11 protein-coding genes are annotated in these 14,938 nt (G+C 34.8%); 2 read left to right on the top strand and 9 right to left on the bottom strand.

The genetic code is table 11. From position 1 onward, the window contains the following. Position 1 precedes the first annotated feature (1 nt). A complete protein-coding gene (locus A4F88_RS00155; RefSeq protein WP_068840525.1) occupies positions 2 to 1,453 on the top strand; it encodes a TolC family protein in 1,452 nt (483 codons plus the stop codon). A gap of 122 nt (positions 1,454 to 1,575) precedes the next feature. Here A4F88_RS00155 and A4F88_RS00150 read toward each other — a convergent pair whose 3' ends face one another. Further along, positions 1,576 to 2,181 (bottom strand): 5'-methylthioadenosine/S-adenosylhomocysteine nucleosidase family protein, encoded by a 606-nt coding sequence (locus A4F88_RS00150; RefSeq protein WP_068840524.1) that lies wholly within the window; start codon positions 2,179 to 2,181, stop codon positions 1,576 to 1,578. Between the two features lie 121 nt (positions 2,182 to 2,302). Here A4F88_RS00150 and A4F88_RS00145 point away from each other — a divergent pair, with 121 nt between their 5' ends. Further along, positions 2,303 to 2,851 carry an ATP-binding protein gene (locus tag A4F88_RS00145; RefSeq protein WP_068840523.1) on the top strand — a complete coding sequence of 183 codons (549 nt, stop codon included), beginning with the start codon at positions 2,303 to 2,305 and terminating at the stop codon, positions 2,849 to 2,851. Positions 2,852 to 3,035: 184 nt separating this feature from the next. Here the strand turns inward: A4F88_RS00145 and A4F88_RS00140 are convergent, their stop codons facing one another. The 8 genes from A4F88_RS00140 to A4F88_RS25590 form a co-directional block, all read right to left on the bottom strand. Then, positions 3,036 to 4,859 (bottom strand): alkaline phosphatase, encoded by a 1,824-nt coding sequence (locus A4F88_RS00140; protein ID WP_068840522.1) that lies wholly within the window; start codon positions 4,857 to 4,859, stop codon positions 3,036 to 3,038. Positions 4,860 to 5,837: 978 nt separating this feature from the next. Continuing rightward, positions 5,838 to 7,373: a RagB/SusD family nutrient uptake outer membrane protein gene (locus tag A4F88_RS00135; protein WP_068841412.1), complete on the bottom strand. Its 1,536-nt coding sequence runs from the start codon at positions 7,371 to 7,373 to the stop codon at positions 5,838 to 5,840. A gap of 19 nt (positions 7,374 to 7,392) precedes the next feature. After that, positions 7,393 to 10,782: a SusC/RagA family TonB-linked outer membrane protein gene (locus A4F88_RS00130; protein ID WP_068840521.1), complete on the bottom strand. Its 3,390-nt coding sequence runs from the start codon at positions 10,780 to 10,782 to the stop codon at positions 7,393 to 7,395. 264 nt (positions 10,783 to 11,046) lie between these two features. Then, a complete protein-coding gene (locus A4F88_RS00125; RefSeq protein WP_068840520.1) occupies positions 11,047 to 11,967 on the bottom strand; it encodes a FecR family protein in 921 nt (306 codons plus the stop codon). A 111-nt stretch (positions 11,968 to 12,078) separates the two neighbouring features. After that, positions 12,079 to 12,642, bottom strand: coding sequence for an RNA polymerase sigma-70 factor (locus A4F88_RS00120; protein WP_068840519.1), 564 nt, complete (start codon positions 12,640 to 12,642; stop codon positions 12,079 to 12,081). A gap of 637 nt (positions 12,643 to 13,279) precedes the next feature. Next, positions 13,280 to 13,732, bottom strand: a complete 453-nt coding sequence (locus tag A4F88_RS00115) for a response regulator (protein ID WP_068840518.1) — start codon at positions 13,730 to 13,732, stop codon at positions 13,280 to 13,282. A gap of 224 nt (positions 13,733 to 13,956) precedes the next feature. Further along, positions 13,957 to 14,613 carry a DUF6766 family protein gene (locus tag A4F88_RS00110; RefSeq protein ID WP_068840517.1) on the bottom strand — a complete coding sequence of 219 codons (657 nt, stop codon included), beginning with the start codon at positions 14,611 to 14,613 and terminating at the stop codon, positions 13,957 to 13,959. A 31-nt stretch (positions 14,614 to 14,644) separates the two neighbouring features. Beyond that, complete coding sequence (locus A4F88_RS25590; RefSeq protein ID WP_167349252.1) at positions 14,645 to 14,815, bottom strand: hypothetical protein; 171 nt, start codon at positions 14,813 to 14,815, stop codon at positions 14,645 to 14,647. Positions 14,816 to 14,938: the final 123 nt, after the last annotated feature.

Raw genomic sequence — 14,938 nt, 5'->3', positions numbered from 1 at the left:
CATGAAACAAATAAATCAATATATAATCCTGGGCGGTATTTTGCTCCTTAGCGCCTGCTCTGCTCCTAAAATCAATGATAATCTGGCAGCAAAACAACTGCCTGAAAATTTTGACTTAAAAAGAAAAAAAGCGACTGATAGTCTGCAAACTTTTATTCCGTTAAAAACAGCAACCTATTTTAAAGACGCCAAACTCGAAGATCTTTTAAAGAAAGCCATTGCTCAAAATCCTGACTATTTAATTATGCAGGAAAGAATTTTAATTGCCAATTCTCATTTAAAAGTGGCAAAACTGGCTTTACTTCCGTCTTTAGATCTTGTTGCAGATGCTTCCGGAACGCATTATGGAAAGTATACTATGGATGGCGTAGGGAATTTTGATACTAATTTTTCCCAAAATATTAATGAGAAACAAAGGATAAACGAAAATGTCTCTCCCAACCTTTTTTTAGGAGGAAAAGTTTCCTGGGAAGCTGATATCTGGGGAAAACTAAGCAATCGTAAAAAAGCAGCACGCGAACGTTTTTTTGCTTCTCAGCAAGGAATGCGTTTACTGCAAACCCGATTGTTAAGTGATGTTGCCGACTTGTATTACAAACTCATTGCTTTAGATAAACAAGCCGAGATTTACAAAAACAACATGAAAACACAGCAAAAAGCGCTTGATATTGTAGCAGCACAACGATCTGTGGGAAAAGCTACAGAATTAGCGGTACAGCAGTTTAATGCGCAGAATAATAATATTTTGGCTGAAGCCGAACAACTTAACTTAAGCATCGATCAAACCGAAAAAGCGTTATTGAATCTTTTAGGTGAATATGGCGGCAAAATCGAAAGAAGTGCTGATTTCCTTTCCGGTCATCTGGAGGTTTTAAACCAAAAAATTAGCGTTGATTCGATTATCCATAAAAGACCTGATGTTGCTGAAGCGTATCATGAACTGCGTGCCACAAATGCTGATGCAAAAGCAGCGCGTGCCGCCTTTTTCCCGACTTTAAATTTGGGTGGATATGCTGGTTTTAATTCGTTTTCTTTTTCTACCTTTTTTGATAACGAATCGTTTGCCTGGCAATTACTTGGCGGTTTAACGGCTCCGGTTTTCAATAAAGGACAAATTAAACAGGAATTTTTTGTATCCAATAAAAGACAGCAGATTTCGTTTTTACAATATCAAAATACCATTACAACAGCGTATAACGAATTGAGTGCTTTACTGCACAGAACGGAATCTTTTGTAGACGTTTTGAAATATAAATCGAAAGAAATTGAGCATCTCGAAATTGCCGTAAATGTTTCGAATGATTTGTATTTGAGCGGTTATGCCAATTATCTGGAAATTATTAATGCACAAAAAAATAAACTGCAGGCCGAACTTGACTTTGTAGACATTCAATTAAAAAATGCAGAGTCACAGGTTTTATTGTACAAGGCTTTAGGAGGAGGAATTAACTAATCTTAAAGTTTTTAATTGGTCGTAAACTTTTGAATTCGTACTTAAAAACTGTAGCGTTAAAGGCTGTCTGAAATGTATTTCAGGCAGCCTTTTTTTATTATACAAGGTCTATCAGGGTGATATTAATTTTCTGTAAAATCTTCTTTGCTTAATTTTAAAATACTGCCATAAGCCACAGCAGCTTTATGAACCTGAACGGTCCAGTCTTCGGCGGCATTATCATCAGCACCATCAGATATGTATTTTAAACATAAAAACGGAATATTCTCTTTCATGGCGATCATCGCTAATGCATAAGATTCCATATCGACCACATCATAAATGGTTTCAGCATGCTGCATTTCGAAACTGTCTCCTGTACCACAAATACCTATCGGCAGACCGTTCATTTCCAAGCCATATTCTAAAACTGGCGGTAAACCGGACAAAGGCGTTTCGTATAAAGCAAAACCTAATCCTCTGACATCCATATCCCTTTGAACAAATTTGGTGCAGCAAACCACATCGCCCTTCTTAAAATGAGTACTTCCAGCCGACCCTAAATTGACAATTAATGCAGGTTTATGTGTTTGTATCGCTTTCGTCAATTCGTATGCCGCATTAACTTTACCAATTCCGGTTATAAGCGCTGTATGATCTTTAAAAACTTCGGCAGCTTCTGAAGCAAGGGCAAAAGTAAAAAGAACATCGTTAAACGGATAGGAATGATTTTCGTTTATTTCTAACATAAAAGAGTCTGTTTTTTGAGTTGCAAATATCGGGTATTTTGATAGAAAAACTCTCCTTAACCGGAAGTATCACAACTCCAAAAAGATTTTGTAATATTGATCTCCCTTAAATTTCGATAAAATGAAGATCCATATTTTTGGCGCATCCGGAAGCGGTGTAACCACAACAGGCAATGCATTGGCTGAAAAGCTGAACTATCAATATTTAGACAGCGATGCTTATTTCTGGGAATCTTCAGCCGTTCCTTTTACTGTGAAAAGAAATCCTGAAAAAAGAAATTCCAAAGTAAAATCAGATCTTGAAAGTATAGAAAACTGGATTCTTGGAGGTTCTGTTTTTCAATGGGGAGAAAATATTTTTCCGGACTTTGATTTGGTGGTATTTCTATGGATACCTCAGCAAATTAGAATTGAAAGACTAAAAAAGAGGGAATTTGAACGCTATGGAAATGTTATTTACACAGAACCTGACCGAATCAAACAGTATGAAGACTTTATCGAATGGGCTACGGATTACGATGATCATACGGGAATTGCCAACAGAAATTTTAATGCTCACGTAAGCTGGTTAAATGCTATTAAGTTTCCCGTTTTAAAAATATCAGGTGATTTAACCCTTCAACAACGAATTGATCTTATTTTGGAAGAAATTGAGATTATAAAACAATAAACCCCTGCTTTAGCAAGGGTTTTATAATAACACACTAAAAGTTAAATTCTAACACATAGAAACACAGATTCTGAATCTTGTATAATTAACATATTTCTCTCACATAGCATAACTATGAGTGTTTAAAATAAGTGAAACGTCTTTTTAAGTATATTAAATCTATGTTTCTATGAGTTTAAATAAATTACTTCTTAAAAAGTACTTCCAGTATTTTAGAATAGATCTCTGTATTTTGGTAAACTCCTGTAAAATTCTGAGCTCCTGGTCCATAAGCAAAAACCGGAACCGGAACTGCTGTATGATCATTAGTACTAAAACTTCCGTGAACATATCCTTTTTCGATACTTCCGTCGATTAAAGAAAGTCCGCCTGTTTCGTGATCGGCTGTAACGATTAATAAAGTTTCCGGATTTTGATCTACAAACTCCATTGCCTGCCCAACCAACTGATCAAAATCAAGCATTTCGCGAACCACATATTCTACATTATTACTATGTCCGCCATAATCAATTTGTGCACCTTCTGCCATGATAAAAAACGGATTTTTTGTTTTAGAGAAAGTAGCTGTTGTTTTCGCTAACGATTTGGCTAAGAAATTTCCTCTTCCGTTTTTCATAGAAACTACTGCTGCATCTTCTAAAACTACAAACCTGCTATTTTTGATTGTATCCAGAGAGCTGAATTTACCTGAAAAGGTATAGCCTTTTTGAGTCAATAGTTTAGACAAATCTTTACCGTCTTTTCTGGATGTAAATTCTTTTGTTCCTCCTCCAATTAAAATATCTGAAGGATTCGATAAAAAATCTTCGGCGATTGGTTCGCTGTAACTTCTTTCAGGCTGATGCGCATAAAAAGCCGCCGGGGTAGCATCTGTAATATTTCCTGCTGAAATAATTCCGGTTTTATACCCTTTCTTTGCTAATTGCTGCGTGATTAATTCTAAAGGTTTTCCGTTTTCATCCACACTAATAAAGCGGTTGTTGGTTTTATGTCCTGTTGCCATTGCTGTTGCTCCAGCTGCTGAATCAGTGATATAACTGTCTGAAGATTTAGTTATAGAAAATCCCTGAGTTGGAATATTAAATAAACTCAACTGACCTTTATTTGCAGTGTACCCTGCATATATTTGCGTTAATCCCATTCCGTCACCAATTAAAAGAATAACGTTTTTAGGTTTCTTTTTGGCAAAAGCCGATACATTCTTTGGAACATATGCCTGATGAAACTCTGTATTTTGATAAAATGTAGATTTGATGTTGTTGATGAAATGAGTCAATTCTGAAACATTATCAGTACCAATAAAATCAACCTTTAAATTCATTAGCGTCATCCACGTATTTACATTATCCTGTGTTGCCCAGAATCTTATTTTTTTATGCTGATCGTGTACTTTCTTAATGATTGCCTGAATTTTTTCTGAATCGACTTGTGTCATTACACCTTTGCCATTCCAAATAGTGATTTCTTTTAAGTCTTCGCTGATCATTTCTACACGGGACAATTGTTCCGGTGTATAATTTTCGTTTAGTCTTCCGTCAAAATAAATAAATTCAGGATAGTCTTTCCAGTTTGCCGGAGAAGGTCGGTTTCCTGAAATGACGATTTTTATATTTTTATTCGAAACCAAATCCGGATATGTCTTGAGTTGTTGAGCGATTAATTTTAAAGTTGCATCCGCTTCTGTTTTGATGTCAATCATTAAAATTAAAGGTTTATTACCCGGATATGCTTTTCCTGCTAAACTTTTAAACTTTACAGCCAATGGATCTAAATATTGGCTTTTCAGAGTATTTTGCGGGTTAATTTCTTTAGAAGTATGTGCAACAAAAAGTTCATTATTGACTAAAAAAACATCGGCTTCTATAACGCCAGCTTCATTCGAATAAGCTTCGTAAAAAGGAAGTTTGCTTGCGTAGTCGTTATGAGAATGAATGTTGGATGAACTGTATTCCTGTGCTTGTGCAAACAGGAAAAACTGGAGGCAAAAAAGGGTGATTATTTTTTTCATTGGAAAAATTGGGTTTGTTTATTTTTAAAACTGTAGGTTTTTTAAATTGCTGAAGTTGATTTAAACATATAGAAACATAGTATTTAGTCTGTGAAAAAAGACGTTTTACTTGTTTGAATACACATAGCACATCTGATTTATTATTTTAGGTTGTTTTCTCTTTAATTTTATTAGTAAAACTCCAGAGGAGCGTAATATTTATAGCAATTATATTTTGCCAGCATTAAAGCTCCAGAGAAGCGATATATATGCCACCCCGATGGGGCTTATTTTCTTGTTATTAAAATAATTTTCTATAAATGTATCGTCCCGCTGGGACTTCGTAACTTCAGAGGAGCGCAATATTTATAGCAATCATATCTACCAGCATTAAAGCTCCAGAGGAGCGATATATATGTCATCCCGATGGGGCTTATTTTCTTGTTATCCAAAATAAATTTCTATAAATGTATCGTCCCGCTGGGACTTCGTAACTTCAGAGAAGCGTAATATTTATAGCAATCATATTTGCCAGCATTAAAGCTCCAGATAAGCGATACATATGCCACCCCGATGGGGCTTATTTTCTTGTCATTCAGAATAATTTTCTATAAATGTATCGTCCCGCTGGGACTTCATAGCTTCAGAGAAGCGTAATATTTATAGCAATCATGTTTGCCAGCATTAAAGCTCCAGAGGAGCGATATATAGATCATCCCGATGGGGCTTATTTTCTTGTCATTCAGAATAATTTTCTATAAACGTATAGTTGCCAGGACTTGATGTATTATTAATTTAAAACCGGTTCAAATCATTTTCTTCTTTATCCCGATAGTTATTGCGAGTACCTTAAAAAATTAAATAAACCAGCCTTTTCCTTAGAAAAAACTGGCTTATTTTATATATAAAATTCATCTGTTCTTTTTTTACAACTGCAAGCTCCGACTAAGCTTGCAGCGTAAAAAAACTAAAAACAAACAATGAAACTAAAACTACAAACTACCAGCCTTTGTTTTGTGTAAGCGCTCCTTTGCTCACTGCAATTTCATCCGGTGGTATTGGCCATACATGGTGAATAGCAGGATTAAAATTACGTGCAGGATAAATTACTGTTCCGTTATAATGGTGCAAAGGTTTTGCATACGTTGCCTGAGCATCTCCCCAGCGTACTAAATCAAAATGACGATCTGTCCATTCTCCGGCAAGCTCACAACGTCTTTCTCTTTTTAAATCGGTTAAAGTAGCTCCGGCAAGATCTCCAAGTCCGGCGCGACGACGAATCATATTAATTTCGGTATCAGCATTTAAACCTTTCATTAATTTGGCTTCTGCCAACATTAAAATGACATCGGCATAACGTAAAAGCGGTACATTTAAAGCTGTCGAAGGTTTATCTCCGTTGGCATTTACATAACGAATATCGATTCCGCCTGAGTTTGTTTTGGCATAACCAAACGGCTCCATGTATTTATTAAACTGATATCCGGTTCTGTTACTGGAACTTACAATATATTTTCCTTCGTTAAAAGTAGCTAATTCTCCAAAATACATAAACTTGTCTCCTTTTTGTAAAATCGTAGCACTACGTCTTTTATCTGACGGATCATAAGCATCAAACAATTCTTTTGTTGGATAAAAATTTCCCCAACCGTTGTAAACTCCCCAACCTTTATCTTCCAGACAAACCCCAGGAAAAATAGAACCTAAAGAAGTATTTTCGGCACTTGACGTTACAGACCAAATGTATTCTGAAGACCAGTTGTTTTTGATTTTAAATACATCTTCAAAATTATCCAGCAATTTGTGTCTCCCGCTGTTTACAATCATATTGGCATATTTAATAGCATTGTCCCAGTCTTTGGCATACAAATACGTACGGACTAAATATCCCCAGGCTGCTGTTTTGTGAGCACGTCCGTAATTATCCGGAGTTAATTCACTGAAATAAGGTAATAAATCTGCTGCTTTTACTAAATCTGCTGCAATATAAGCGTAGTTTTCAGCTACGTTTTTAGCTCTTGGCACGTATACATTTGACGGATTCTCACGATCCTGAATCGGAATTCCGGCACGGTCATCTCCGTAATGGTAAGCCAGTTCTAAATGCATTACAGCATGGTTAAAATAAGCCTCACCCAGCATCATATTTTTTGTTTTATCGTCTAAAGCAATTTTCGGAATATTACGAATCACATCGTTACAACGTTTCATGATTTCGTAGTGAATTCTCCAGATATCTTTGGTATCAGATTCTGCTCCGTCTACGATAAAGTTTTTGATACGTTCAGCATTTTGTCTTGGTTTGGTTCCAATATCATCACTTGCATTGTTTAGCCAGAAAAAACCACGACCGTACATATTGTCATCAGAATATAAAGCATAAATTGCGTTTACTCCTGCTTTTGCATCTGCCGGTGTTTTCCAGAAATTTCCGCTGGAAGGCGCTCCCTGCGGAACAAGGTCAAGTTCACTTTCGCAAGCTGCCGTGCCTAATAAAAGCACAAAACTCAATAATAAAAGACTTAAATTTTTCATTTTGTTTGTTTTATATTTTTTAAAAAGTTGCATTTACACCTGTCATATAAATACGGGAAAGCGGATATTTTCCTAAGTCCATTCCAAAATTGTTTAATCCAACTTCCGGATCCATTCCTGAATATTTGGTGATCGTGAAAAGATTTTGACCTGAGATAAAGAATCTTAGTTTTGCTTTTCCGTTCATCCATTGTTCTTTGACGGTATAACCAATTGAAAGGTTTCTCAATCTTACGAATGAAGCATCTTCGATATAAAAATCAGAGATACGTCCGAAGTTGTTATTGTTGTCTGTTGAAGAAAGTACCGGAATATTAGTATTTGTATTCGTTGGTGACCATGCATTTTTAGAATCGGCCAATAAATTATATCCAGGGAACGAAGCATTAACACCTGTATATTTTACAGCATTAAATACACTGTTTCCTGCTGTTCCGCTTAAAAAGATATTCATATCAAACCCTTTGTATCTAAAGTTGGTATTTAAACTAAAAGTGGTTTTAGGAAACGGATTTCCAAGTATTACTCTGTCGCTGTTATTGATAACACCATCACCGTTTACATCTTTAAATTTCATATCTCCTGCTACAGCATTTGGCTGATATGCTACTCCGCTTGAGTTTACATACGCTTTTGCTTCGGCATTACTCTGAAACAATCCATCTGTTGCATATCCGTAAAAAGCGCCAACAGGACTTCCTACCTGATAGATATTTGCCAAAGGCAAACTACGAACCCTGCTTAAATTCAATGGTTCAAGAGATGTTAAATCGTCTTTGATAGAAACAATTTTATTGCTTAAGAATGCTGCATTTGCTGTGATATCAAATTTAAAATCTCCACGTGTTTTCTGATAAGTTAAACTTGCTTCGATTCCTCTGTTTTCAACATTTCCTGAGTTTACAATTCTGCCTTTTGGAGTTCCTGAAACACCCGGAAGCTGATCACGAACCAACATGTCTTTGTTTGTTTTTACATAAGCATCTACAGATCCTGTAAGGGCATTATTAAACATAGTAAAATCTAATCCCACGTTGGTTTGTTCTGAGCTTTCCCATCTTAAATTAGGATTTGATAATTCGCTTTCAGAATATCCGTAGTTAATTGCCGGACTTGAACCAATAAGAGCCTGAGTCTGGTTTAACGGTACACTAAACTGGTATGGTCCAAGGTTTCCTAAGTTTCCTATTTGTCCCCAGCTTGCACGTAATTTTAAGTTGCTTACTATCGGGCTAATTGATTTCATAAATTCTTCTTCAGAAACCAACCAACCTGCAGAAACTGAAGGATATACTTTCCAGCGGTTTTCTGAAGTAAGTTTTGAAGTTCCGTCACGACGAACAATTCCTGAAATCATATATTTTTGATTAAAGTCGTAATTTAGCCTTCCAACATACGAAGAGATAATTTCCTCTGCCATTCCAGCCTCTATTTGCTGAACCAGTTTGGCGTTTAATAAATAACGTTGTGATGGATCTTCGTTGTCAAAACCTGTACCCTGAACCGTATAGAAATCTCTTTTGGTTTGTTGGTACGTATATCCTGCTAAAGCTTTGAAGTTATGTTTCCCTAATGATTTTTCGTAAGAAACTGTTTGCTCACTTAATAAATCAGTAGTTGTTGAATTGGTTTGAGTTAATCTGTTGAAATCGAATATTTTTCCAGGTTCTGTAACTTTAACCGCAAAATCTTTTGAATTGTTTTGTATTCTGGTATAACCCCAGTTTGATTTTAGTTTCAACCCATCAATAATTTCCCATTCGGCATAAGGATTAATCAAAACAGTCGAAATAGGATTTCTGTTGTCTAACCTTTTTAAATACGCTACGGGATTTACAACGTCTCCATAAGAACCAATATATTTTTCAGGAACTCCTCCAAAATTTCCAGAACCGTCTTCTCTGTAAATCGTTGCGTTTGGCGGATAAAAAATCGCTGCTAAAATTGCTCCTGTATAACCACTGGTTGTGTTTGCTGCCTGACCATCTGTTAAAGAGTAAGAAAGGTTTTCTCCAACTGTAAAATTTGGTGCCAGTTTAAATGAAGAGTTTGCTCTCGCTGTATATCTGCTTCCAAAAGTATTCAATAAAATACCTTCGTTTTTTCTATAACTTCCTGATAAAAAGAAATTTGATTTTTCTGTTTTTCCGTTTACAGAAATAGATAAATCCTGTATTTCGCCTGTACGGAAAATTTCATCCATCCAGTTGGTTTTTGTAGTTCTTGCTGTTGGTTCAAATGCAGGGTCAAAAGCAGGAATTCTTGGCATTCCGGCATTGTCTCTCGCAGTGTTCATCGCATCAGCATATTCGGCAGCATTTAAAACATTCAGTTTTTTAGCAACACTCTGAAAACCTCCCTGATAGTTTACATTGACATTAATTTTATCAGAAACTCCTTTTTTAGAAGTAATTAAAATTACACCTCCAGAAGCTCTTGCACCATAAATAGCAGCAGAAGCCGCATCTTTTAAAACACTGATCGAAGCAATATCATTTGGGTTTAAGGTATTTAATGATCCGCTGTAGATAATTCCGTCTAAAACAATAAGAGGTGTTTCGGCATTCAAAGAACCAATACCACGAATATTAATTGTTGGTTCAGCCGTTGGATCTCCACCACTATTAATTACAGTAACACCGGCTACAGTTCCCTGCAATAATTCGGCAGCACTATTGTAAGTTCTGCTTGAGGATTCTTTCATAGAAACAGTTCCTACAGCTCCCAAAACTTCGTTCTTTTTTACACTTCCATATCCCATAACAACCACTTCCTGTAGTTGTTTCATATCGGCTAATAATTTGACACTTATATTTTTATCTGATTGGGTTACTTTTACTTCCTGTGTAATATATCCCACATATGAAAAAACAAGTACCGCTTCAGATGAATTGATTTCTATCTTGAAAGTTCCGTCAAAATCTGTTGTAGCAGTGGCATCAGAATCTTTGTCCTTAATACCAACTCCTGGCAACGGCATTTTGTCATCACCTCCAAAAACAGTTCCTGAAATGCTGATTTTGCCTTGATTGGCATCCGCTACTTTCTGATTCTTTTTGATGACAATATTGTTGCTCACAATTTCATATTTCAGGAAAAAATTACCGCATATCTTATCCAGTGCCTGCTCTAAGGTTACGTTATTCAGTATCAGGCTAATTTTCTGATTGGTATTGACCTGATTGGTTTCGTACATGAAATGCACATCTGCCTGTTTTTCGATTTTCTGAAAAACATTTTTTATACTTTCATTCTCTACTTTTAATGTTACTCGCTTGCCCATGTTTATACTGGCCGCTTTCATTGTGAATCCGATACAAAATAAAGCCACAAACAGTAGTGCTTTGTTCCATATTGATTTTTTAATGCTCTGACAGTTTACAACATACCGCATTTGTTTTTCATTCATGATTTTTGGAGTTTAAGTGTTTTTGATTATTTATAGGTTTCTACGTAGATGATTGATTCGTTTGATTAAATATTATTGCAATAAATGGTGTTTCTTTTTTTAACACCTAGAAACATAGTTTTCAAGGCGTTAAAAAGATGTTTCGCTTTAAATAAACCCTATAGGGCTATGTGAAAAGATTATAATTTTCTAAAAGCATCTTTAATTTTAATTTAAAATCTATGTGCTGTGCGTTTAAAATTATTTGGCTCATCATCACCCTATTTATTGTATGATATAAGTTCCGGATTCGAGTTTGTAATTGGCATTAATGATGTTACACACTAAAGCCACTACCTGATTTACAGGTAATTCTTTGAAATACGCACTGATTTTTAGATTGTTGAGATTTTTGTTTTCGATTTGAATCGCCACATTATAATTGCGGTTTATTGTAGCAATGACTTCTGGCAAAGGAGCATCTTCGAATACAATTATGTTTTTTCTCCATAATGAAATCGAATTCACCGGAATATCCGTAAAGGCCTGCATTTTATTGTTTTGTGATTTAAAAACGACTTTTTGTCCCGGTGTTACATAGACATTTTCTTCTGTCACAGTCGATTTTACATTTACTCTTCCGGTTAAAACCGAAACTTCCTGTGTGGCGTGATCCGGATAAGCCTGAACATTAAAACTGGTTCCTAATACTTTGGTATCCATTTTATTGGTATGAATAATAAAAGGATGTTCTTTGTCTTTGGCAACATCAAAAAAAGCTTCTCCGGTCAGATATACTTCTCTGGTTCTTCCTTTAAACTTAATAGGATATTTTAAATGACTTCCTGCGTTTAGCCAAATTTGGGTTCCGTCGCTTAATGTTATTTTAGCGTGTTGTCCTAATTTTGTTTCGTAATCTTTAGAAATTGTTCTTACAGATGTCAGGTAAAAGAAACCGGATAGTCCTAATAAAAGGGCTAACGAAGCTGCCATAGCCCAATTTCTGTTCTGAAGAAAAATAACCTGATTGGATTTCTTTATTTGTCTGATTTCTTTTTTTAGTTTCGAACGATCAGATTGGATTATAATAGTAGTTTCTAATATTTCTTCAGGATGATCATACCAGTTATTCCATAATTCTTCTCCTTTTACAGAAGGCTTACCTTCTAAAAAAAGTTGTATATCTTGATGTGATTTTTCAGGCATTATAATTTTTTTATCTCTTTAATAGTATGTCTTGCGAATGTTGTTTTCAGGTAGGTGGTCAAGGTTACGCTTTTGTTAAGAATAAAATTTGCATCTTAATATTGAAGGCGCTTAATAATTGAACTCGCCCAAAAAGTTTCGCATAAATTTTAGCGCGTAAGCAATATGGTATTTTACCGTTTCGTGTGAGACATTCAGCTCTTCGGCTATTTCTTTGTTTGAATATTGTTTGATCCGACTCAGAATAAAAACTTCTTTGGATTTTTTGGGAAGTAATGAGGTGGCTTTGTCTACCGCTTGTTGCAGCTCTTCGTAATAAATAGAATCTTCGGTAGCATTATTGTTATTCGTGTAATCGTTACTGCTCCTGTCCGAAACTTCTTTTATATACTGGTCTGTAACGGTATGTGATTTTATATAATCTAAAGTTACGTAGCGAACTGATGTATAGATATATGCCGAAAATTTCTTTTGAATAACCAGGGTTTTCCGGCGTTCCCAAATGGTGGTAAAAACTTCCTGAACGATTTCTTCAGAAATGGGAACTGATTTCATTCGCACATATACAAAGCGAACTAATAAATCCCGGTACCGAAAATACAATTCATCAAATGCTTTGTCTTTGCCTTGTTTTAATAACTCGACAAGTTGTTCATCGGTAAAACCTTTATACATAATGCACCACTTTTGTATTTTTTAGGGAATCAGTGGCGGTTGCTAAAGCAACAATTCTTATTCTTTTTTTGCGATGTATTCTTAATTTTAAAAATGACATATACTACACTGTTTTGTTTTATAATATGTCTTCAAAATTAGAAATGAGGGTAGGTCGATAAGGTTACGTTTACATTAATAAAATGGTGGGATTATGAAACATTGTATTAACATTCGTGCAGCAGATGTTACGGGGAGATTTAGAATGTTATGCAGTAGTGGAGAGAATGACAATGATAATATCATTTTAAATAAAAATCTATCTCAAAATATTTGAAATATTTTTTTTGGAAGCAGAAAACACAAAAAAATGGCAATTATTTAAGAAATAGCCTTTAACTATCTGATAATAATGCAATTATTTAAGTTAATTTTATAATAGAGTCATGTAGGTTATGCCTACATTTGTCTGGTTAATATGTAAAAGATGGAATTATGACAACTTCAAATCATAAAAATAACATTTCAAGTACGAGAACTTCTGAGAAAAAATCTACAGTAAAGTCGTCATCGTCAAGAACGAATCAAAAAAGTACTATTGAAGTAAATAAGTCAACATTAACAAAGACGAATTTTTAACAGCAAAAATTAAGAAGGCTTAAATTAGTCTGAATTCTCTTCGGTTCTGTTTTTCAAGTGAAAGCCAATCCATGTGCAATACATTACGAATAAGAGATTTTAATTCGTCGAATGTGCTTGGTTTTACGGCATAAAATGTAGCTCCAAGGTCAAATGCCTTTTCTATCGTTATTGGATCACTGGAGGTTGAAAGCATGATCACAAATAATTTTTTAAGTCTGGTATGCTGTTTTATTTCCTCAAGACATTCAAAACCGTCTAATTTAGGCATATTAATATCCAGAAAAACAACTTCGGGCAGAGGGTCTGAATTTTCATTAAGAATATCCATCAATTGTTTTCCATCTTCGGCCTGAGTCAAAATTACAGAGCTGTCAACTTCCTGCAAAGCTTCTACAAACATGATTCTGTCATCGTCATCATCGTCTGCTAAATAGATATTTCTTAGGGAATTTGGGCTTTGTAGAGTCATCGCTGTATACTTTAATTGCAAAACATAAGACAAGAATTTAAAAATCTGCAAATTTATATATACAATATAAGCTTTTGAAAATCGATAAATGATCGAATTATATCCGTGTAAGCGGTTAATAATTTTTTAAAGATACTGATTAATTTTAAGAAAAAACATATAAAATCATATTTTATCCTCTTTTTAACAGCTTAAAACAACCGATTAACTTCATTATTTTTTATTTATTGACCCGTTTGATGATGTGGTGCATCAACTGGTTTAGATTGTGAGGAACCAATTTGTCGCAAATAAATGGAAAAAATAACGATAGCAAAAACAGATAGAAATTCGCTTTGCCAGTTTTGAAATGATTCAAACCAGAATCTTGAATCACCAATATATTGAGAAGCTTTTTCTAAAGGCATTCCTTTTAATAAAAGCGTTTCATTTTGGTCTTTTAAACTTCCGTAAAAATGAGCCACAAAAGAAAGTACAAACAAAACTAATAAAGCGATCGTAAGCGAATGCTTGTATATCGTGAGGATCAATCCTCCTTTTTTTACCGGCCAGGGAACATCTTTTTTATTTGCCGAAGGCGCTCTGTCAACCTCTTCCTTTTTATCAAAATCTTTAGACTCTGAAGAACCTTTTTGCTGCAGGAAAATGGTAAGGACTACCAAAAGTGCCATTTGCAGAAACTCACTTTCCCAGTTTTCAAAAGTTGATTCTACAAAATGTCCTGTTGTGAGATACGCTAACATCGAAATTGACGAAGCGCCATTCTCAATTAATTCTTTATTATGTTCTTCGAAACCAAACAGAATTTGTCCTGCAAAAGCTCCCATAAATAATACGAAAAAACAAATTGAAAGCCCATTATTACGTACAAAAGTTTTCATGATTTCGGTGTGGTATTAAATATATTGGTTATTATTCTGCAACGGGTAAGAGTTGTGATTCCATAAATTTTCCTGTCACAATAGTTCCTTCTTCATCTTCCCATTGTGTTATGACGTTTTCGATAAATTCCGGTTCAAAACCAATCACTTTCATGATCTGATTACCAAATTCCTGTTGTACATTCTGCCCTTTCTTTAACATAACTTCCCATTTTTTTATGGTATTAAAATTACTTTAACTTTAGTCATAAACTTTATATGATTCGTTGAGATCATTATATGATTACAGGTTTTAAATAACTGATATAAAGCATCCTGCTTTAAA

Source organism: Flavobacterium chilense (assembly GCF_001602525.1).
Lineage (GTDB): Bacteria > Bacteroidota > Bacteroidia > Flavobacteriales > Flavobacteriaceae > Flavobacterium > Flavobacterium chilense.
The sequence above is the reverse complement of the archived record's forward strand: the minus strand, read 5'-3'. Positions and strand labels throughout refer to the sequence as shown.

What these genes read in the sequence shown, in the direction of transcription:
- A4F88_RS00155 (WP_068840525.1), top strand. Translation starts at nt 2, where the DNA reads ATGAAACAAATAAATCAATATATAATCCTGGGCGGTATTTTGCTCCTT.
- A4F88_RS00110 (WP_068840517.1), bottom strand. Translation starts at nt 14,613, where the DNA reads ATGAAAACTTTTGTACGTAATAATGGGCTTTCAATTTGTTTTTTCGTA.
- A4F88_RS00130 (WP_068840521.1), bottom strand. Translation starts at nt 10,782, where the DNA reads ATGAATGAAAAACAAATGCGGTATGTTGTAAACTGTCAGAGCATTAAA.
- A4F88_RS25590 (WP_167349252.1), bottom strand. Translation starts at nt 14,815, where the DNA reads ATGTTAAAGAAAGGGCAGAATGTACAACAGGAATTTGGTAATCAGATC.
- A4F88_RS00140 (WP_068840522.1), bottom strand. Translation starts at nt 4,859, where the DNA reads ATGAAAAAAATAATCACCCTTTTTTGCCTCCAGTTTTTCCTGTTTGCA.
- A4F88_RS00150 (WP_068840524.1), bottom strand. Translation starts at nt 2,181, where the DNA reads ATGTTAGAAATAAACGAAAATCATTCCTATCCGTTTAACGATGTTCTT.
- A4F88_RS00135 (WP_068841412.1), bottom strand. Translation starts at nt 7,373, where the DNA reads ATGAAAAATTTAAGTCTTTTATTATTGAGTTTTGTGCTTTTATTAGGC.
- A4F88_RS00120 (WP_068840519.1), bottom strand. Translation starts at nt 12,642, where the DNA reads ATGTATAAAGGTTTTACCGATGAACAACTTGTCGAGTTATTAAAACAA.
- A4F88_RS00145 (WP_068840523.1), top strand. Translation starts at nt 2,303, where the DNA reads ATGAAGATCCATATTTTTGGCGCATCCGGAAGCGGTGTAACCACAACA.
- A4F88_RS00115 (WP_068840518.1), bottom strand. Translation starts at nt 13,732, where the DNA reads ATGACTCTACAAAGCCCAAATTCCCTAAGAAATATCTATTTAGCAGAC.
- A4F88_RS00125 (WP_068840520.1), bottom strand. Translation starts at nt 11,967, where the DNA reads ATGCCTGAAAAATCACATCAAGATATACAACTTTTTTTAGAAGGTAAG.